Source organism: Microbulbifer jejuensis, from assembly GCF_047289955.1.
GTDB lineage: Bacteria > Pseudomonadota > Gammaproteobacteria > Pseudomonadales > Cellvibrionaceae > Microbulbifer.
The window spans coordinates 1-20,389 of sequence record NZ_JBLBUB010000032.1; the positions used below are offsets into that span (position 1 = coordinate 1).

Annotated in this window: 16 protein-coding genes and 1 pseudogene; 8 read left to right on the forward strand and 9 right to left on the reverse strand. The window is 50.5% G+C overall.

What is annotated here, in order from left to right; genetic code table 11:
• Positions 1–511 precede the first annotated feature (511 nt).
• The 5 genes and pseudogenes from ACL7TT_RS17645 to ACL7TT_RS17665 form a co-directional block, all read left to right on the forward strand.
• Positions 512–827 (forward strand): annotated as a pseudogene (locus ACL7TT_RS17645) (transposase); the annotation flags it as partial.
• A gap of 141 nt (positions 828–968) precedes the next feature.
• Entirely contained in the window at positions 969–1,895 is a 927-nt protein-coding gene (locus tag ACL7TT_RS17650; RefSeq protein WP_413397375.1) for a MipA/OmpV family protein, read from the forward strand.
• An 11-nt stretch (positions 1,896–1,906) separates the two neighbouring features.
• Positions 1,907–2,359: a DUF3019 domain-containing protein gene (locus ACL7TT_RS17655; protein WP_413397377.1), complete on the forward strand. Its 453-nt coding sequence runs from the start codon at positions 1,907–1,909 to the stop codon at positions 2,357–2,359.
• A 45-nt stretch (positions 2,360–2,404) separates the two neighbouring features.
• Entirely contained in the window at positions 2,405–3,133 is a 729-nt protein-coding gene (locus ACL7TT_RS17660) for a response regulator (RefSeq protein WP_299944936.1), read from the forward strand.
• A 12-nt stretch (positions 3,134–3,145) separates the two neighbouring features.
• Positions 3,146–4,465: a HAMP domain-containing sensor histidine kinase gene (locus ACL7TT_RS17665; RefSeq protein WP_413397379.1), complete on the forward strand. Its 1,320-nt coding sequence runs from the start codon at positions 3,146–3,148 to the stop codon at positions 4,463–4,465.
• A 503-nt stretch (positions 4,466–4,968) separates the two neighbouring features.
• On the opposite strand, the gene ACL7TT_RS17670 is transcribed toward ACL7TT_RS17665, so the two are convergent.
• From ACL7TT_RS17670 to ACL7TT_RS17700, 7 genes are all read right to left on the reverse strand, one after another.
• A complete protein-coding gene (locus tag ACL7TT_RS17670; RefSeq protein WP_299944941.1) occupies positions 4,969–5,811 on the reverse strand; it encodes a class I SAM-dependent methyltransferase in 843 nt (280 codons plus the stop codon).
• Positions 5,812–5,860: 49 nt separating this feature from the next.
• The gene (locus ACL7TT_RS17675; RefSeq protein WP_413397382.1) at positions 5,861–6,436 is read right to left on the reverse strand and encodes an acyloxyacyl hydrolase; all 576 of its coding nucleotides are present in this window, start codon (positions 6,434–6,436) and stop codon (positions 5,861–5,863) included.
• 664 nt (positions 6,437–7,100) lie between these two features.
• Positions 7,101–8,759, reverse strand: coding sequence for an SDR family oxidoreductase (locus tag ACL7TT_RS17680; RefSeq protein ID WP_413397383.1), 1,659 nt, complete (start codon positions 8,757–8,759; stop codon positions 7,101–7,103).
• A 160-nt stretch (positions 8,760–8,919) separates the two neighbouring features.
• Positions 8,920–9,936, reverse strand: a complete 1,017-nt coding sequence (locus ACL7TT_RS17685) for a Kelch repeat-containing protein (protein ID WP_413397385.1) — start codon at positions 9,934–9,936, stop codon at positions 8,920–8,922.
• A 522-nt stretch (positions 9,937–10,458) separates the two neighbouring features.
• Positions 10,459–10,647 carry a carbon storage regulator CsrA gene (gene csrA / locus ACL7TT_RS17690; protein ID WP_413397388.1) on the reverse strand — a complete coding sequence of 63 codons (189 nt, stop codon included), beginning with the start codon at positions 10,645–10,647 and terminating at the stop codon, positions 10,459–10,461.
• Between the two features lie 933 nt (positions 10,648–11,580).
• Positions 11,581–12,129, reverse strand: coding sequence for a DUF934 domain-containing protein (locus ACL7TT_RS17695; RefSeq protein WP_413397390.1), 549 nt, complete (start codon positions 12,127–12,129; stop codon positions 11,581–11,583).
• Positions 12,113–13,774, reverse strand: coding sequence for a nitrite/sulfite reductase (locus ACL7TT_RS17700; protein WP_299944930.1), 1,662 nt, complete (start codon positions 13,772–13,774; stop codon positions 12,113–12,115). The genes ACL7TT_RS17695 and ACL7TT_RS17700 overlap by 17 nt, the downstream gene beginning before the upstream one ends.
• Positions 13,775–14,018: 244 nt before the next feature.
• Between ACL7TT_RS17700 and ACL7TT_RS17705 the strand changes: the two genes are divergently transcribed.
• Positions 14,019–14,156 carry a hypothetical protein gene (locus ACL7TT_RS17705; RefSeq protein WP_413397392.1) on the forward strand — a complete coding sequence of 46 codons (138 nt, stop codon included), beginning with the start codon at positions 14,019–14,021 and terminating at the stop codon, positions 14,154–14,156.
• Positions 14,157–14,274: 118 nt separating this feature from the next.
• On the opposite strand, the gene ACL7TT_RS17710 is transcribed toward ACL7TT_RS17705, so the two are convergent.
• On the reverse strand, positions 14,275–14,496 hold the full coding sequence (locus ACL7TT_RS17710; protein WP_413397394.1) for a DUF2970 domain-containing protein: 222 nt from the start codon (positions 14,494–14,496) through the stop codon (positions 14,275–14,277).
• Between the two features lie 4 nt (positions 14,497–14,500).
• A complete protein-coding gene (gene metH, locus ACL7TT_RS17715; protein WP_413397396.1) occupies positions 14,501–18,196 on the reverse strand; it encodes a methionine synthase in 3,696 nt (1,231 codons plus the stop codon).
• A gap of 330 nt (positions 18,197–18,526) precedes the next feature.
• Between metH and ACL7TT_RS17720 the strand changes: the two genes are divergently transcribed.
• Together ACL7TT_RS17720 and ACL7TT_RS17725 are read left to right on the forward strand one after the other, a co-directional pair.
• Positions 18,527–19,558, forward strand: a complete 1,032-nt coding sequence (locus ACL7TT_RS17720) for an NADP-dependent oxidoreductase (RefSeq protein WP_299944924.1) — start codon at positions 18,527–18,529, stop codon at positions 19,556–19,558.
• A 72-nt stretch (positions 19,559–19,630) separates the two neighbouring features.
• On the forward strand, positions 19,631–20,311 hold the full coding sequence (locus tag ACL7TT_RS17725) for a type 1 glutamine amidotransferase domain-containing protein (RefSeq protein ID WP_413397398.1): 681 nt from the start codon (positions 19,631–19,633) through the stop codon (positions 20,309–20,311).
• Positions 20,312–20,389 lie beyond the last annotated feature (78 nt).

Genomic DNA, 20,389 nt, shown 5'->3' on the forward strand with positions numbered 1-20,389 from the left:
CTCAGGGGGAGGTTGATGCAGTGGTATGCGATTTAAATAACCGCCCAAGGAAAACATTAGGCTTTGAAACACCAGAAGATTTAATGGATAATTACTTGGCGGCACAAGCCGCATAAATGGTATGCACTTCAAGGTTGAATCCGCGAATTGATTAAAATAGCGTATCTTCAAAGTTGATTTCGGTGTTCATGCCGATAAATGATCATTAACAGGAAGTAGATACAAATTGATACAGGTTGACAATTAGTGGTACTTCTTTTTAGCAACCTATCTATTATTGTTTTCCTGTCAAAACAATCAAAAGTAAGGGATGAATCACTCCGGATTTCTCGGAGCCTAAATTTCTTGAGAGAATTATCCAATGAGCAAACAACCCGGATACTCCCCCGAAGTATGGGAACGCGCAGTTCGCAGGGTGTTGACCGGCGAGCACGAACATAAATCAGGCTGGGCAGGGTAGCGTTCAGAATTCTGTGTCATCTCTTTATCATTAGCAAAAAAGAGATGACCTATGACCAAACCTACTTTCGATATGGATGCTGCTGTCAAGGCGCTGTGTGAGGGCGAAGGCTTCAGCGGCAAAGATGGCATCCTGACCCCCCCTGATCAAACAGCTTACCGAAGCAGCTATGAGTGCTGAGCTGGAGGAGCACCTCGCCGGCGAGGACAAGCCCAACCTCAACAATGGCCATACATCCAAAACCATGAAAAGCCAGACGGACAGCTTCGAGCTGCAGACACCACGGGACCGAGCCGGCACCTTCGAGCCACAGGTCGTCAAGAAGCATCGAACCCAGCTTACTGACGAGTTGGAGGATAAGATCATTCACCGCATTCTCAGGCCGATTGGCGATATGCCCCCATCCGAATACGAAAACCTGTATTATCAACAAGCTGAGTCTACCCAAGCGGTATGACCCAAATCAAATTGCCTCCGGCAAACCTAGGGTGATTTAGGGGAAAACACGATGACAAACTCTCATTGGGTACGCGCTGTATCACTTTCATGCGCCAGTTTAATCAGTTACTCACCTGTAGCAAATGCTCTTGATACTAATCAAGAGCCACTGATTGAAGTACAGAATGTAAATCAAATTCACACCTCGACCACGCCTAGGGAAGTCAGTGATTTTGGAAGTCAGAACGATGACTTTCAAGGTGGGTACTTAAAAGTAGGCTACGGTTACAAATCCGAAGTAGGTCCCTCTGATGATGAAGCCAAAGGTGGTACATTATTCGTGAGTGGTCGATATCAAGTAAAGTGGGGTTTTTTCATTGAAGCTGCTTCTGGCGCAAATAGGCTAGATCAAGGTATAAACGTTGGTTTCAACTTCTACAATACTGAGCAGTGGCAGTTTGACTTAACATCAGTACGTGCTCATGGGCGTAACAAATATGGCTACGGACAATCTGGGTTTCATCAAGAAGAAAAAATAAAAAGCTCAGAAATGCTGGGATTGAGGGCTACGGGGCTGTTTGAAAATCAATTATTGCAGCTTGTGGTTGCGCCATATTCGTTTAATGATGAGTATAATGATGGTGTATATGCGTCCTTATTTGCCTCTAATGCATGGCAAATAAAAAATTGGGAAGTTTACGCTTCTGCTGGGCTCGTATATCGCTCAGAAGAAATTCTGGATTATTATTACTCTACTACAGAGTTGCAAAGTCAATTGGATTTCCCCGATTATCAGGCAGGGGCCGGCATTGATTTTGTTGGGCAGATTGGTGCAAGCTACCCTATCAGTGAAAATCTATTGTTTGAAACTTATTATCGCTACACCAATATATCAAGCAGTATCACGGATAGCCCCATTATGAAACTAATTATTGCATCACCAGAAAGAAAAGAAGATATCACTGAATTTGGCGTACTTTTTAGCTATGTATTTTAGTAGGGGAACTCATGAAACTTCTTATTAAAAACATCGCATTGCTGGTCCCTTTTACAATACTTCAAATCTTTGTTATTGCTTGGGTAGTATTTTTTTTGAGCGCCAATTCGTTTGCGCAAGTTGTGAATGATGCCAAGCCGTCGGCAACATTAAAACTCTCGCCCAAGCAGTGTATTGCGCTTCATCATGGTCAAACGTGCTATGTAGATATTGATGTGCAGTGGTCAGCAGGCAAAAAAGGGACGTACTGTCTTTTTTCTAATCAACAAGATTCACACCTGGCGTGCTGGTCAGAAGCGAGGCAAGGTCACTATGCAAAAGAAATTGCTTCAAATACTAATGTGACCTTCTATCTAACGGAAAAAGATGGCAAGCAGCAGGTACGATTGGTAGCTGCTGAATTGGAAATGGCATGGGTATATAAGAAAAACGTCCGATCAAGACTGTCTTGGCGTATGTTTTAACGGTTAATAAAATACTAACTCATCATAAAAGAGATAAGCACATCAGTGACTAACGCCACGTTACAAAGCTCAGGACATATTCTCCTGATTGAAGACGATGTTGACTTAGCCCAATGGATGCAGGACTACCTCGTTGCCAAGGGGTACCAAGTAGATATCACAGGCTGTGGTCAGCAAGCGGTCGAACTTATACAAGCGCTTCATCCTGATGTGGTTATTCTCGATGGTATGTTGCCTAACTTGGACGGCGTTGATGTTTGTAAAGCGGTGCGGCCAAACTTTAAGAACGCGATTATTATGGTGACTGCGCGAGATGAAGAAATAGACGAGGTTTTGGGTCTTGAAATGGGCGCCGATGATTATTTGACAAAACCTGTACGAGCACGCGCCTTGCTCACGCGCATTCGCAAGTATATTGCTCGTCAACAAGAGTTAAACCATTATTTAATATCAAATAATGATGAAGGCCCGCTCGTCTTTAATCAACTTTGCATTGATAAGAAAGCCATGAAAGTTATCTTGCAGGACAAGGTGCTAAAAATTTCCTCCAATGAATTTAATCTGTTGTGGTTATTGGCAAGTAAAGCGGGGCAGCTCGTTTCTAGGAGCGAGTTGGTGAGTGAGCTGCGAGGATTTGAATATGATGGTTTTGATCGTTCAATAGATCTTAAAGTATCGCGACTGCGTAAAAAATTAGGTGATTGCCCAAGTGAGCCTCGTCGTATTGTAACGGTTTGGGGTAAAGGTTATCTCTTTGCCAAAGATGCCTGGTAGTGAAGGAGGTATATGCGCACTTTATTGTACTCATTGCTGTTATTTGTTTTTTTAGCTACTGCTGGTCTTGGTTGGCTGTTTGATTATTTGTATGAGCAAAATCATTCTCTGGTAAGAGATGTTGATAAGGCCAAAATGATAGAAGATTTAGGTTATCAATGGTCGAACTCACTGGCTAACTTTCCTTCGCGAGCGCAATATATTGAAAATTGGCAAGCTGCCATTAGCGAAAGGCCATCGGTGCAGGGTGAAACAGAACATCTGCCCTTTGAATTAGGCCTGTTAACAAAGGCCGATTTGCCTATGCCTAACCCGCTTGCACTTCAAATGGAGCAAGGTGAGCCCTTGCTGTTAGAGACAAAAAATAATTTAACATGGTATTTTCCTCTGAGGCAATCGCAAGAAGTATTATTGATAAAAGTGTCAAAATCCTATTTTTCACCTGCAATATCAACACGAGAATATGGCTTTACTATAGGTTTTTATATTGCGCTACTGCTTTTATTTTTCCTTTGGGCGTTTCCTTTAATACGACAATTATTGTCATTGAGGTACGCAACAAAACGTTTTGGTCAGGGTGAGCTGCAGCAACGAATTCCATCCAGAAAATTTTCTTATCTTAAAGAGATTGAGGCGGAATTTAATCAGATGGCACTTCGGATTGAAAGTTTGGTGGATGATGTAAAGTTACTGAGCAGTGCAGTATCACATGATTTACGAACGCCCCTGGCGCGTATTCGTTTTGGACTTGACACACTCGCCGAGGAAAATGATCCGATACTCAGGCAAAAGTATCAAGCAAAAATCAGCGATCATATTGACGATATGACAACCTTGGTTGAAACCTTGTTAACTTATGCCCGCTTAGACCAAATCATGGTGTCCTTACATAGTAATGCTATTGATTTAGTGCCATTGATTAATCAGTGCATTAAGGCGAATAATCAATTTGAAAGCAATATCTCATTTGCGCATGGGTCGCGTGAATTAAAGATTCAAGCTGATGCCTTTTACATTAAAATGATTATAAACAACCTTCTTCAAAATGCACTTACCTATGGAGGTGGGCAGGTACTCATCGAATGTATGAATGAAGGCAATTATTGCAAGATATATGTTCATGATAACGGTAAAGGCATTGATGTTTCGCTGCGAGAAAAAATAGTAAAGCCTTTTGTGCGTGGCGATCAGTATAAAACAAAAATTAGTGGCCATGGCATTGGATTAGCACTTGTCAAGCGCGTATTAGATTGGCATCAAGGACATTTAGTTATTGAAAATTCAACTAAGTTAACCGGTGCTTGCTTTATTGTTCTATTACTCACAGCTTAATCGCACTTACTACCGGGTCAGAAGAAAAGGCTACCCCTCTCCCAGGGCACGCTGTGAATACACCCTTGTACACTTATAATCGGCATCCATGCCTCATACGATCCTGGGAGAGGGGGATTCTTCCCTCCTGCGTTACTAATAAGTCTCCGTTGTAGGTCTTTGCGCAAAGAGATTGAGTGAAAGTGCAATAAGGAGTGACGCACCGAGTATGATTTTGAATGTCTTGTGCATGATTGTATTTCTTTCTCGTGTTCTATCATCTGTATTGACAGCTAAGCCCCAATTGCAATGTGGAATTGCAGATTATCTTACTGCCAATCGGCAGGCTTTTGCTATTACTGATTGGACAGGATCAGCGTAAAAGTATAGTCGTTTAGGCCGCACAGAGAATTCATGATATGATAGAGAAACCGAGAGATTCAAGGATGTTACCTTGCTGCGGGAAAAGGGCACTCAATGCCACGAACAATGCACTAGTATGGACAAACTTTACCATTCATAAATTATTTCTTCCTGGTCAATACGATTAACCTATAGCTCTTATACTTTTGGAAATTCTCTGCGTTGCGTTGCTCCGAATATTTGAACTTGGCTTTGTCAATTTTTTTACGCAATAGCCATTTTATTAATCTATAGGTGAGTTTGTGCTTGTGAGAAAGAAAATTGTCGAGGGAGTTCGAGAAGGGTATAAGCCGCTGCACCAACATTTCGTTAACCAGGGTAAGGTTGGGGCTCAAGTTTTTCGTAACATCAATGTTTTCAGTCATTATGTAGCCGTTATCCGTGACGATTTCGTAGAACTGTCTCAGTGAGTGTCCTCCTTTTAAGGGGGATTTGCCCTTTGCATTGTCCTTTTTAAAAAAATCAAAAATGACCACTTTACCTTGGTCAATCAAAATTTTGTCAATCACCGAAAAGGCTTTCTGCATGTTGACGTACTGGTAGCTTTCGCTAAAAAATACTAATGTGTATTTTTCTTGTAGGCGAGTAACGGGCAAGTCTTCCAGTGGGCAAAAAAATACTTTGCCTCTATCGTGGTTAGCGAATGGTGAGACCTTCTTTCTCGCGATGCGAGCCATCCATTCGGAAGGAACCAGGCCGTCAACTCGGTGCCCTTGACTTAGAAGTTTCTGTGTAGTATTTCCTATGCCACAACCGATATCGAGTATTTTTCCCGCAGTCCCTTGAGTTATGATGTGCTTAAGTAGAAATTCCGTATGGTTTTCCTGCGCTCTCTGTAAGTTTTGGAAGGAGGGCTGCTCTCCTATTTCCCAAAAGCCGTAGTGTAAGTCTTCGACTTGAAATAGTTGTTGAGCGGCAACGAGACCGAATTCTTTGCTATCCATAGTTTGTTTCTAAATAAAATTTGTAGACTTATTTACTAGGCAATGCGATCTATAGAGGAACATCAAGCGAGATTCCAAGGAAGTTCTGCCCACTGTTGTTCTCGGTCATCGATGCATTTGAGAAGTGTCGAGCAAAGAGTTTGAGGTTGAAGTCGGAGAATTTTGTTCCAATAGCTAGCCGCTCCCCAAAGGTAAATATGGAGCCAATGCGTGACGATGGTTTTTTGATATAAGCTCCAAGTGAAAAGCTTATATAGAAATTTTTCTTATCAATCAGCAGATACTCCTCTGAGATTCCCATTAACAGTGTGTTAAAATTAGTCTTAGACTCTCCACTGGCTATTCTACAAGCGCTTTCTACGCAGCCCTGTCCGACAAGCCCTCCTAGCTCAAGGTTGAGATAAGTTGGAATATTGAAAAGCATGCTGGGCGTCCGATAGGAAACGGAGCTGTAGTACAGGTTTTCAAAATTCGAATGGGCGAGACTGACTCCTGTCTCCACAACGATCTCTCCATTTTTAGCAGGAGTAAACTGCTTAAATCTGGTAGTAGTCTCGATATCACTAGCAGCGACAGATGACATTGAAATAAGGGAAAAGAGAACAGAAATTTTTTTCAATCGCACAGGAACAACCTCTGCTTTTCAAGATATAAATTTGAAGCAGAGTCAACTTGGGTTGCTGACAAGACCGTACACAGTGGGGATTTCGGGTCCTGAAATTTTCATCTCACGCTCTCCAGTTGTAGTGAAACTAAACTGTATGGGAAAACGGAGTTAAGAGACGTATCAGTTGGTCTTACATTGTATCGCTGTGTATCCAGCAGATGGGCAAGGCAGGGAACTGGCCTATTCTTGAGTGCTTGTTACTGGGCTTCAGTTATTAAGAGAAAGGGCAGAAGATTCTTTCTGGCAGGTTTGCTAAGAGCCTGAATCGATAGCCTTGCTATATTTGGGAAGTCTTACTAGTAAAGCAGGAGGGGTATTCTTTCCTTGCGACCCGGTAGTAAGTGGTTAAGCTATTTCGGCAGCTCTCCCATCTGAAAGGCCGGGCAGTTTTTCTCTACTTCTTGATTATTAACGATCAGGAGAATCAAATGACCACTCAGAGTAAAACCGATTTCTGGCAGCAGCACATGAGTGACTGGAAGAACAGCGATCTAGCTCGGGCAGCTTACTCCTAGCAGTAGGCTACTCCATTGGGTATAGGGCTGACAAGCTACTGCATATTCATCAAAAAACTACCAAAAAATTTTTCTTACTGTTTGAAGCCATCTTTAAACCTTCTCTATCATCCTCGCTCCAGAAAGCCTTTATAAGAAACTATATGTCCTACAATTGGTGCAACGATATTGATATGAAAAATAAAAAGACCATCTTTTTCTTCTTCAAAACTGTTTCCAGATGGCATTAAAATCTTTGGGAGAGGTATTGAAAAAACAGAGCATTTACGAGGAACAAAATGCAGCTTCCCTTTGTCCAAAACTAATGCCAATGCCATTTGGACAATCCCAAATTGCTCTGTCAACAAATAACTATTCTTGCCCAAGCCGATTTTTAATATGGAATTAAAGGATCTGTCATTAAATGTCCTAATCCACTGCTCTCCACCTTCTACCTGACTCTGAACTACACGCACAACAGATGACCTGGAATTCTTGGGGAAACCAAAAATCCTACAGACTAAATTTGCCAAAAATCCAGAGCCTCGCTGAACTTCTGCCCGCCCTTTCCATATGCGCGATCCGTCCGAGTCATGAAATGCCTTAACAGCTTCCGGGAGTTGTTCAAATGCTTCAGCAAGAATGCTTCTGAATAGGGTGTCCTGCTTATTTTCATCACCCCGAAAACCCATTGATATAGATTTTCCGGCAAACAGATTTTTATAATCTTCAAGCTCCAGTGCCTGCGTGGCTGGTCTGGCACCTGCAGCAGGTTCTTCCCTCTTTCTTACTTTTTGAACAATTGCTTCAATTGCCATAGAAGGAATGTATGGACCGTCATCACCCTCAGCCAGAAGATGCCAGGATTTCTCGACGGGGTTGTCATTTGATATGCCTTGCGCGTGGATAAACATGCCTCCTCGGTGCTCACCATACTTAAGCAGGTTTAGAACCCAGTAAAACAATCGAGAGAAAGGCACAAAAGAAGGAAACTTAAAGATTGCTCTTGTTCTGGCAAGCAGGTTCAATAATCGATGCAGAACCTCGGGAACTGGACCTGCACCCATCCAAATCGATTGCAGTGTTGAATGCTCTGAGGGAATTACCTGCAGATCAGGTACGTCAACGAGTGAAAAATGAATATTTTTCAGAGGTAACTTTCCAGGCACAGCGATGGTATATCGCATGGTTTCCACTAAACCCAGTGCCTGCACTTTCTTGCCATCACGAAGCAAGGTGATTGGCGCGCCTGCGTATCCAATAACAGCCCTCATTACATTTAGCCCAATACCGGCGTAAGGAGATGGTGCAATCCCTCCTTTCAACGAGTGCACTTCCATACTCTTCGACATTTCCCTCAAGACACAGGCAGTAAGAACTGGAAAACTGCTCGCCCCGGAGAGGACAAAAACTCCAGCTTCTTTCGCCTCTTGATCAAATCGAGAAACTCCAAACACAAAGTTTGTCGCATCTGCGAAATCCAGGTAATTCACCTTTGCTTTTATACAGGCTACGATTACAGCATATCCGTCATGGCCATAGGATTGAAAAGGGCCTGAAGCATCGACAACAATGTCAGGTGCTATGGAGGTGAGTTGGGTCCCAATTTCGCAACGATCCAGTCGTAGAGGAGTTAAGGCTGCATTACCGTTGTGGGTGTTACAAAAATCTTTGGCACGGTTTAAATCTCGACCGGAAATTATGATCTCAAGATCTGTTACACTCAGGAGTAATTCAGCAAGGCGGCCACCAAAAACACCATAACCCCCTAATATCAAAATTCTCAAATTAATATCCTTTTTCTAATTTCAGGATGTGGAGCAGAGTTCAAACTTGTATTGCCAAATATCTGATAGAAGGCGCCCCACAAGTACCTTATTGCATAGCTGCTGGCGGTATTGAATCAATAAAATCAAAACTAATTTTGGGGCTTTATTGGTTAAATACTTACTCCTTAACAATAAGTAATGAAGATAAAGTATCTTGCGGTCCAACTTTTGAAGCTCCCCCCATAATGTACATGGTATTGTTCATGGAAACTGCGCCATGACCATGCCTTGGTTGGGGCATACTCATCACTTCCTTCCACGAATCCTTGATAGAATCGTATAACCATATCTGGTTAAATGCTTTCCCTGTTTTCCAATTTCCGTTAGATCCAAAGGCTTCTCCTCCAGCGACAACTATCTTACCGTTTAAGGTGACTGCAGTTAATCCTGCCAATGCAACAGGCAGTGGTCTAATTGATTCCCACTTGTCATCTTTAGGGTCATATACCTCGGAAAATTGTATATTCTTAGCCTTTTTTCCAGCTCTCCTGCCACCGATAACAAATACTTTATTGGCCAACGTTACACTGGCAGCCGAGTTTCTGGCAATGGTTGCCGGTGCAGCCTTTTCCCAGTGTGTATTATCCACGAGTAAAAAGTGGCTAGGAGTATCAATATTTCTTTTCGAATCCTTGTCTAATGTTTTCCCACCAATAACGTGGATATTCTCACCATTCGAAGCATAAACAGATTCAGCCAATGGGATGGGCAAAGAAGGACCAGGTAACCAATCTTTTCCGTTAGGTGAGATTTTATATACGGTATCTCTTATCTGCCATACATTACCCTTAGTGCCGTTAAAGCCACCGATTCCATATAAATGTTGGGAATTACTGGCCATCCCAAGATGGTGCCTGGCTTGCGGTAATTCAATACCATTTCGCCAGATTAGTTTTTTTGGATTATAAATGAAAACCCGATTGGAAGGGGCTAGTCCATAAAACGTGGGTTGTTCACTGGGAACAAACCCACCAGCAACGTAAATTTCACCACTAAAAACGGCTGGATATATCTCTTGTATTGGATTTGGCAGTGCTTGGCCAAGTGACCAAGAAAAAGTGCTTGGTTTGGCGTATGTATTGGAGCTGCATAAATAGTCAAAGCTGAGAACAGTAGTCACTCCAAAATATTTCAATAAATTTCTTCTTGATATTGCCATAAGAGAATATTTTTGTTATATGGTGAATTTTGATTGTTTAACAGTGCCAACAGGACCGGCCAATGCGAAGCATTGGACATGCTGCGGAAGTCCACAGGGAGCGCTTACTGTTTGCGTTTGTTCAGTTTTTGGGTGCGCACATTATTCTGGGCTATAGGAAGTGTAAAGCACTTATTTAGCCTTCAAATAAAGCCTTTTACCAGAGATCCTGAAACAGTTTTATCGTTTAAGCACGTTTTTTCAAGGTAATTTTATTCCAAATTTAATGTTTTCTGTTCAATGTGGCCGAAAAAATCGTCGGGTGGTCACTGTGTGCCAGTCATTCTACCGGCTCGCTGTGAAGGTTGGCAGTGTATGGCTTTCATTGCTAAGCGAGTAGACACGTCTATCGCAGTGACGCGGAGTTCCTTATCTCAGATAAATATACTGTCCAGGGTGCTTAATTCAGCCTATACCACCGTCAAGCCTTGGGGGTTCGCAAAAGAGAGCCTTGGTTTCTCAACCATTTTCATTGTCCAGCGCCCGTTCCTTTTGAATCCGCAGATACACTTCTTCCCGGTGCACGGGCAGGGATTTGGGGGCCGCGATGCCCACCCTGACCTGGTTGCCGGAAATACCCAATACGGTGACGGAAACATTTTTTCCAATTCTGAGGTTCTCGCCTGGCCGGCGTTTTACAACCAACATAAACCTTTCCTTCCGGATCGCAAATCCTGGAGTGATTTTTTGTGATGGGAATAGCTGGAAAGTCACGACTCGAGGTAAGGCAGGGTGGGGCGCGGGAACGGTAGGCGGTAAAGCAGAACAGGCGGACGCAACACTCCCAGGGCCTGGCGAACCGCACCAAGCGCCTGAAGGGGCCCCACTTTATTGAAGACGAGCGGGCTTCTAGCGTATTATTCATAAACCCATTTTGATACTTGCTTATCAATTTGGTTAGCTGGCCCCTGGTGTTGCATCACCTTGGGTCAGCGCCTTTTACTTACGCTTAGGTCACGTTACCGTTCTCCTGTTGCAGGGAGGGTTTTTAGAGAAAATCCCCAGGCTAGAAAATGCCCGGGTTTGTTGGACCTCTTGGGTTATTGGTGCACAGAAACTGGCCCAATCACAGCCCAAATATCGATTAATGCCTATGGATTCTACGCCGCTTTGACACGAAAGAAAACGAAATGCAATCCAGTAAGATTATTTTGATGCCTATATTTCTAACCGCCTGGGTTTAGAAAACTGCAATGATCTATTAAAAACGTGCAAGTTACATTGGCACCCTTCACCGCTTGTCACGATAGCCCTCAAGGATAAAAGTCGCCAGCGGCACAAGGGTTTTTAAAGCAAACGATTTCAACTCGACGCGACACCAACCGCCGATAAGGGCCGAAGAGGCTGTTGTCCTGCCGTTGTTAGGGGAAAACTGCTTCCCGGATGACAGGCTGCGCCGATTGATTCGAGTAAAAGAGGGTTGCGGCAAACCGGTGGCGATAAGCGCTGGGTGCCAGTCTCGGTTCCACCATGACACAGCACCGGGCGGGCTGTCGATGTCCCGGTTGCCCCCTGTCTTGCTTTTTTCGCTTCAGTAGAGGCGGCAACTATCCTGGCACAGGGGGTGCGCTAAAAATCGGTTTACAGCCGGCGGCGGAACAGGGGCAGCGGTTGGTCGACACTGGCCTGGTAGCTGTCGCTGAAGTCGTGCAGGGAGTCTCGCAGGCTGGCGAGGGGCTCTTCGCCTTCGAAAGCGTAGGCGTTAAAGCCGCAGCGCTGCAGATAGCTGAGCTGGTCGCGCATAAAGCCGCCCACGGCACGCAACTCGCCCTTGAAGCCAAAGCGCTCGCGCAATAAGCGGCCTGTGGTGAAGCCGCGGCCATCGGCGAAAGCGGGAAAATGCACCGCGATCAGCGGGCATTGGGCCGCCGCAGCGCCAATCAATTCCGCGCCTTCGTCGCTATCGAGCCATACGCCGATTTCCCCGCTGCGGCCGGCGAGCGCTTTGCGCTCGGCCTGCCATTGGCGCAGGGGCAAAATCACCTTTCCTGCACCCGGGGCCGGAATATCGGGGCTTTCCCCCGCTGCTGTTTGCACCAGCAAGCGCCACTGGTTGGGGCGGATCTCGCCGTCGATAATCAGCTCGGTGGGGTTGCTCGGCTGCGGGCCCGGTTTAGCCGGCTTTGGCATAAACGCTCTCCTTAAAGGGCTGCAGACCAATGCGTTTATAGGTATCGATAAAGGGCTCTGCGGTCCGGCGCTGTTGTACATAGAGGTCGAGGATCTTGCCGATCACCGCCGGGACTTCCGCGCGGGAGAAGCTGGGGCCCAGTACCCTGGCCAGACTGGCATCATTGGAGGCGCTGCCGCCAAGTTGGATCTGGTAGAACTCTTCCCCTTTCTTATCCACCCCGAGGATGCCGATATGCCCCACATGGTGGTGGCCACAGGCGTTCATACAGCCGGAGATATTCAGGTTCAAATCGCCCAGGTCGTAGAGGTAGTCCATGTCGTCAAAGCGGCGCTGGATCGCTTCGGCCACCGGAATGGATTTGGCATTGGCCAGGGAGCAGTAGTCGCCGCCGGGGCAGCAGATCATATCGGTGAGGGTGCCGATATTCGGGGTGGCAAAACCGGCTTTGCGCGCCTGCTGCCACAGTGCGTACAGCTTGTCCTGCTCAACATCGGCGAGCACCACGTTCTGATCGTGGGTGACGCGCGCCTCGCCAAAACTGAAATCGTCAGCGAGATCGGCAATGGCATCCAATTGGCGGTCGGTCACATCGCCGGGGGGGACGCCGGTGGGCTTGGTGGATAATTTGATGGCCCGGTAACCCGGTACCCGGTGGCAATAGGTGTTGCGCTCCAGCCAGCGTGCGAAGGCCCTGTCACCCTCTGCCTGCTGTTGCAGGGCGGCCTCGCTGGCGCTGCCGTCGAAGGTTTTGTAATTGCGGGCAGTGAAGAAGGACCTGGCCCACTGCAGTGCTTTCGGGGTCAGTTTTTCCGTGCCGTTTTTAATCTGCTGCCATTCCTCTTCCACCCGGCGGCCAAATTCCTCGGTGCCCAGGGCTTTCACCAGGATTTTGATGCGCGCCTTGTACTTGTTGTCGCGGCGGCCCAGGCGATTGTAAACACGAACAATCGCTTCCAGGTAGGAGAGCAGGTCCACTTCCGGGAGGAAGTCGCGGATGGTTTCGGCAATCACCGGCGTGCGGCCCTGACCTCCACCAACGAGTATCTGGAATCCCACTTCCCCAGCGCGCTTTTTGATCTGCACGCCGATGTCGTGTACGCGGATGGCGGCGCGGTCCTGTTCAGAACCGCTCACCGCGATCTTGAATTTGCGCGGCAGGAAGGCGAATTCCGGATGGAAGCTGGACCACTGGCGGATCAATTCGCAGTAGGGGCGCGGATCGGCGATCTCGTCGGGGGCGATGCCCGCGAAGGGGTCCGAGGTGGTGTTGCGGATACAGTTGCCGCTGGTCTGCACTGCGTGCATTTCCACTTCGGCCAGTTCGGCAAGGATATCGGGCACGTCTTCCAGGTGCGGCCAGTTGAATTGCAGATTCTGGCGCGTGGTGAAGTGCGCGTAGCCTTTATCGTAGTCGCGGCTTATACGGGCGAGACGGCGCAGCTGGGTGCTGTTGAGCAGGCCGTAGGGCACGGCGATGCGGAGCATGGGGGCCAGCCGCTGGATATAGAGGCCATTTTGCAGCCGCAGCACCAGGAATTGCTCCTCACTCAGCTCGCCGGAGAGGTAGCGTTGTGTCTGGCCGCGGAACTGGGCCACGCGATCATTGAGTATGGCGCGGTCCCGATCATCGTATCGATACATTACAGCTTGATTCCATTGCCTTTGTGCGCTGGTGGCGGAGAAAGGGGCAGGCCCCGGACGGTCCTCCGATGGCGCATAACATACCAGCGCTCTTATACGAAAAATAACAATATTTTCCGCTATATCTGTAACCAACGGTTATAAGGTAAGAGGAGGGCCCAACAGGCCCGGCTTGCGCCACTCGCGGGGATTTGGTCTACTTGGCTGGCCGTTGCAAACGGCCCAACTGCGTTGAATAACAATAATGAGTGATCGGAGAGATTTGATGAGTGATGAAGTTGTTGCTGCCCCGGAAGATGACAACGTCGTAGACGCCCTTGCCGCTGTGCTACTGGTGGCTGTGTTCGTCGTGACCTGTATTTTCTGGGTTGCCACCCGATAGCCGACCCCTCAGGCCCGGAGCTGAGCGGTGCCGGGCAAACCATTCTGAAGTATTGATCGGACTATAGGAATGACCTCGCATAAAGGGTTGGCGGTGGCGGGGCTCTATCCCGCGCCACTCAGCCCATATTGCTGAGAACGCCCTTCACAATCCAAGCCAGGATCAGCACAAACAGCGCTGTAAAAATGATGCCGGCTACCAGGTAGTGCATAATGCTACCACTCTGAAAGTCCCGCTCGCGGTTCTTGTTGCTTTGCACACCGATGGCGGCAGCCAGGGTGCTGAGCATTATTTGACCAAAGCCGGGTTTTTCTGCCTCCTTGTTCTTGTTTTCCTGCATAGGCTCACTCCTCCAGATTGGGGCGCAGCCAGCGTTCCAGTGCCTGCTCGCTGACCCCTTTGCGTTTTGCCAGGCTTTGCAGCTGGTCCCTGCCGATTTTGCCGACACTAAAGTACTTTGCCTGCGGGTGGGCAAAGTACCAGCCGCTCACCGCCGCCGCAGGCATCATGGCAAAGTGCTCGGTAAGGCTGACCCCTGCATTTTGCTCCGCCTGAAGCAATTTGAACAGGGTGGCTTTTTCCGAATGATCCGGGCAGGCTGGGTAGCCGGGGGCGGGGCGAATACCCCGATAGGCCTCCTTGATCAGCTGTACATTGCTGAGCGCCTCGTCCGGTGCATAGCCCCAGTATTCCTTGCGCACCCGGCGGTGCAGGGTTTCGGCGAAAGACTCCGCCAAGCGGTCTGCCAGGGCCTTGACCATAATGGCATTATAATCGTCGTGTTTGGCGGTGTAGCTGTCCGCCAGCGCGTCTGCGCCAATACCGGTAGTCACCGCGAAACCACCCACATAATCCATTTGGCCGGAATCCAGTGGGGCGACAAAGTCGGCCAGGGAGCGGCACAGCCCATCGCCCCCGCGTTTTTGCACCTGTTGGCGCATATGATGCAGGCGCGCCAGCTCTTCGCTGCGGCTTTCGTCTTTGTAGACGATGATATCGTCGCCGATACTGTTGGCGGGCCAGAGCCCGAACACGGCGCGGGCGCGCAGGCGCTTGTTGTCGATCATCTCTTTCAGTAACCGCAGTGCATTTTTGTAGAGGTCACTGGCGGCTTCACCAACGATTTTATCTTTCAGGATTGCCGGAAATTTGCCCGCCAGATCCCAGGAAATAAAAAAGGGCGTCCAGTCCAGGGTGTCGAGCAGTTCTTCCAGGGGGAAATCGTCAATCACCGTGAGGCCCAGTTTGTTGGGCCTGGCGGGGCGGTAGTTCTGCCAGTCAAATTCCGGTGCCGCATCGCGCGCCCCCCTATAGGTCAGGCGGGTGTCGTTGCGTTTGCGGTTGGCGGTGCGGATGCGTACTTTTTCGTATTCGGTGCGGATTTTTTCTACAAAGGGTGGGCGCAGCGTAGCGGAAATCAGGCTGCTGGCTACACCCACCGCGCGGGAGGCGTCGGCCACATAGACCACCTGGTTGCGCTTGAACTGGGGCTCAATTTTGACAGCGGTATGTGCCTTGGAGGTGGTGGCACCGCCGATCAGCAGGGGCATATCAAACCCCTGGCGCTCCATTTCGGCTGCCACGTGCACCATTTCATCCAGGGAGGGGGTGATCAGGCCGGACAGGCCAATGATGTCGCAGGCTTTTTCCCGCGCGGTCTGCAGGATGGTCTCGGCGGGCACCATTACACCGAGATCGATCACCTCGTAATTGTTACAGGCCAGCACCACCCCCACAATATTCTTGCCGATATCGTGCACATCGCCCTTTACCGTAGCCATCAGGATACGGCCGTTGGAACGGCTGTCTTGGGTTTTTTCCGCCTCGATATACGGCTGCAGGTAGGCCACTGCCTGTTTCATCACGCGGGCGGATTTCACCACCTGGGGCAGGAACATCTTACCCTCGCCAAACAGGTCGCCGACGATATTCATACCGTCCATCAGCGGGCCTTCGATGACGTCCAATGGACGGGAGGAGTTGGCGCGGGCCTCCTCGGTATCTTCTACGATATAGTGGTTGATACCTTTTACCAGGGCATGCGACAAGCGCTCTCGCACCGGCAGCTGGCGCCAGCTCAGGTCTTCCTTGCGCGCGGTGGTGCCGCCCCCGCCCTGGTATTTGGCTGCGATATCCAGCAGGGCCTCGGTGGCGTCACTGCTGCGGTTGAGGATGACATCCTCGACCTTTTCCCGCAGTTCCTCCGGCAGTTCGTCATAGACCGCCAGCTGGCCGGCGTTGACGATACCCATATTCAGCCCGGCCTTGATGGCGTGGAACAAAAATACCGAATGGATCGCCTCGCGCACCGGGTTGTTGCCGCGAAAGGAGAAGGAGACATTGGAGACACCGCCGCTGATCTGGGCGCCGGGCAGATTTTTGCGAATCCAGCGGCAGGCCTGGATAAAGTCCACCGCGTAATTGTTGTGCTCCTCAATACCGGTGGCGACGGCAAAAATATTGGGATCGAAAATAATATCCGTGGGATCGAACCCAACGTCCTCCACGAGCACGCCGTAGCTGCGTTTACAGATTTCGATTTTGCGCTCGAAAGTATCCGCCTGGCCGTCCTCGTCAAAAGCCATCACCACCACAGCGGCACCGTAGCGCAGGCACAACTGTGCTTTCTCGATAAACTCCTCCTTGCCCTCCTTAAGGCTGATGGAGTTCACGATGGGCTTGCCCTGAATGCATTGCAGGCCCGCTTCGATCACCGCCCACTTGGAAGAGTCCACCATAAACGGCACCCTGGCGATGTCCGGCTCGGTGGCGGCGAGGTTTAGGAAGCGGCGCATGGCGGCGAGTGCATCGAGCATCGCCTCATCCATATTGAAGTCGATTACCTGAGCGCCGTCTTCCACCTGGGTGGCAGCGACCTGCAGGGCGGTATCGTAGTCCTCCTCCAGAATCAGGCGTTTGAAGCGGGCGGAACCCGTGACGTTGCAGCGCTCGCCCACATTGACGAACAGCGCGGTTTCATCGGCGATAAAAGGCTCAAGGCCGGACAGGCGCAGGGCCGGTTTGATCTGCGGCGGCTGGCGCGGGGCGATATGGGTTACTGCCTCGGCAATAGCGCGGATATGATCGGGGGTGGTACCGCAGCAGCCGCCGAGAATATTGAGAAAACCGCTGCGGGCAAATTCCGCCACAATTGCGGCAGTTTGCTCCGGGGTTTCATCGTATTCGCCAAATTCGTTGGGCAGACCCGCATTGGGGTGGGCGGAGACATAGGTGGCGCAGACGCCAGACAAGGCTTCTATATAGGGGCGCAGTTCGGTGGCGCCCAGGGCGCAGTTGAGGCCCACGGAAAGTGGTTTGGCATGGGCGATGGAATAGTAAAATGCCTCGGTGGTCTGGCCGGACAGGGTGCGGCCGGAGGCATCGGTAATGGTGCCCGAGAGCATGAGCGGCAGTTCGAAACCCAGCGTCTCGAACAGCCGTTGCATGGCGAAGATGGCCGCCTTGGCATTGAGGGTATCGAAGATGGTCTCGATCAGAATCAGGTCGCTGCCGCCCTCGATCAGGGCGCGTCCGGCTTCCAGGTAATTCTCTACCAGTTCCTCGAAAGTGACATTGCGCGCGCTGGGATCATTGACATCCGGCGAGATACTGGCGGTGCGGGAAGTGGGGCCGATCACCCCGGCTACCCAGCGGGGCCGCGCCGGGGTGGAGAGGGCATCTGCGGCGCGCCGGGCGATTTCGGCGGAGGTGCGGTTCAGTTCCTCCACCAGGTGCGCCATATCGTAATCCGACTGGGACAGCCGGGTCGCGTTAAATGTATTGGTTTCAATAATGTCGGCGCCCGCTTGCAGGTATTCCCGGTGGATCTGCTCGATCAGTTCGGGGCGGGTCAGGCTCAGCAGGTCGTTGTTGCCCTTGAGGTCCCGGGGAAAGTCGGCGAAGCGCTCGCCCCGGTAGTCGGATTCCCCCAGCTTTGCCCTTTGGATCATGGTCCCCATGGCGCCATCCAGTATCAGGATACGCTCAGTCAGTGCAGTATTCAGTTGCCCGAGGCGACGGCTGCGAAACGGCTGCAACATGTACCAGTCCTTACTCGATATCAGGGGCGGGAAAGGCGTCAATCTTAGCACAGGCAAGCCCATGGACCGGTGGTGACGTGATTGCCATCGACCGCTGCGCCACAATTATTGGCCGCTTTCTGTCGGCTACCAGCAATTTAACCCTGAGGACTTGGCACCTATAGCGATAAACCCCTAGATGTTCCATCGGCCTGATACTATTTTGCGTGCCTGGAAATCCAGACCGAGACGGGCGGGGCGGATGCCTCCGGCCGGGCATACCGAATGTCCACGCGTGCGCCACCACACCAGGCGCTTCAGACTGCAAAGCCACAAAAGGAGAGGAATAGGATGCAAACAAGTGATAAGAATCGCCGGGTGATTCTTGCCTCCCGGCCAGAGGGGCCCCCTGGTGAAGATAATTTCAGTATCGAGGAAGTTGCCGTGCCACAGCCGCAAGACGGCCAGGTGTTGTTGCGCACAGTGTATTTATCACTGGACCCCTATATGCGCGGTCGCATGAGCGATGCCGAATCCTATTCGGAGCCTGTCGCCCTCGGCGATACCATGGTGGGAGGCACCGTGAGCCGTGTTGTCGAATCCCGCCTGCCGGGCTATGCGGTTGGCGACTGGGTACTGAGCTACAGTGGCTGGCAGGACTATGGGCTTTCTGATGGCACCGGCCTCGTCAATATGGGCGTGAACCCTGATCATCCCTCCTATGCCCTGGGTGTATTGGGTATGCCGGGTATCACGGCCTATTTTGGCCTGCTGGAAATTGGCGAGCCCAGGCCGGATGAAACCCTGGTCGTGGCGGCAGCCACCGGGCCTGTGGGTTCGGTGGTCGGGCAGATCGGCAAGATCAAAGGCTGTCGTGTGGTCGGTGTTGCCGGCTCCATCGAGAAGTGCCGCTACGCGGTGGAGGAATTGGGTTTTGATGTATGCCTGGATCACCACGATGCCGACTTCACCGAACAGCTGGCCGCGGCTTGCCCCAGCGGTATCGATATCTATTTCGAAAGTGTTGGCGGCAAGGTGTTTGATGGGGTGTTGCCACTGCTGAATGACTTTGCGCGCATCCCCCTGTGTGGCCTGATCTCCCAGTACAATGCCACGGCACTGCCACCGGGGCCCGATCGGATGGGCCTGTTGATGCGCGACGTGCTGATCAAACGCCTGAAAATCCAGGGTTTTATCATCTTCGACGAGTATGCGCGCTTCGGTGCATTCAGTGAGGCTTTGGGCCAATGGGTCGGCGAGGGCAAAATCCGCTATCGCGAGGATATCGTGCGGGGCCTGGAACGGGCCCCGCAGGCGTTTATGGGCCTGTTACAGGGCGAAAATTTTGGCAAGTTGGTGGTGCGCGTAGGCGCAGACGACTGACCTATCCTGACAGTGTTTACGCCCCGGCAGGCCAATGGGCTGCCGGGGACTCAGAATAATGCGGAGAATGCGATGAAGATTCTGATGGTGCTGACCTCTCATAATAAGCTGGGCACTACCGGTAAAAAAACCGGTTTTTGGCTGGAGGAGTTTGCCGCCCCTTATTACGCCTTTAAGAGCGCCGGTGCGGAAGTGACCCTGGCCTCCCCAGAGGGGGGGCAGCCGCCCCTGGACCCCAAAAGTGACGAGCCGGATTTCCAGACCGAGGCCACCCGGCGCTTCCACCGGGACCCGGCGGCGCAACAGGCGCTGGCCAATACGGTGAAACTGGCGCGTCTGCAGGCGCGGGATTTCGATGCGGTCTTCTATCCGGGCGGGCACGGCCCCCTGTGGGACCTGGCGGAAGACCAGGCGTCCATCTCCCTGATCGAGGATTTTCACGCGGCGGACAAGCCCATTGGCGCGGTGTGCCATGGGCCGGCGGTATTCCGCCATACCCTGCGCAAAGGCGGTGCCCCGCTGGTGTCGGGCAAGAGTGTCACGGGCTTCTCGAATACTGAAGAGGCCGCAGTGGAACTGCTGGACGTGGTGCCCTTTCTGGTGGAGGAGATGCTGCGGGACCAGGGGGGTCACTATTCCAAAGGAGAGGACTGGGCACCTTATGTGGTGGTGGATGGCAAGCTGGTGACGGGGCAAAACCCGGCATCGTCTGTGGAGGCTGCCGAGACTCTGTTGGGATTTATCCCGGTCTGAGGCCGGTGTGCGTGCTGCCCGCGCGCGCCCTCGCCAACAGACCGGTTTCACTTGCGCGCTTGGAGGCGTAAAATACCC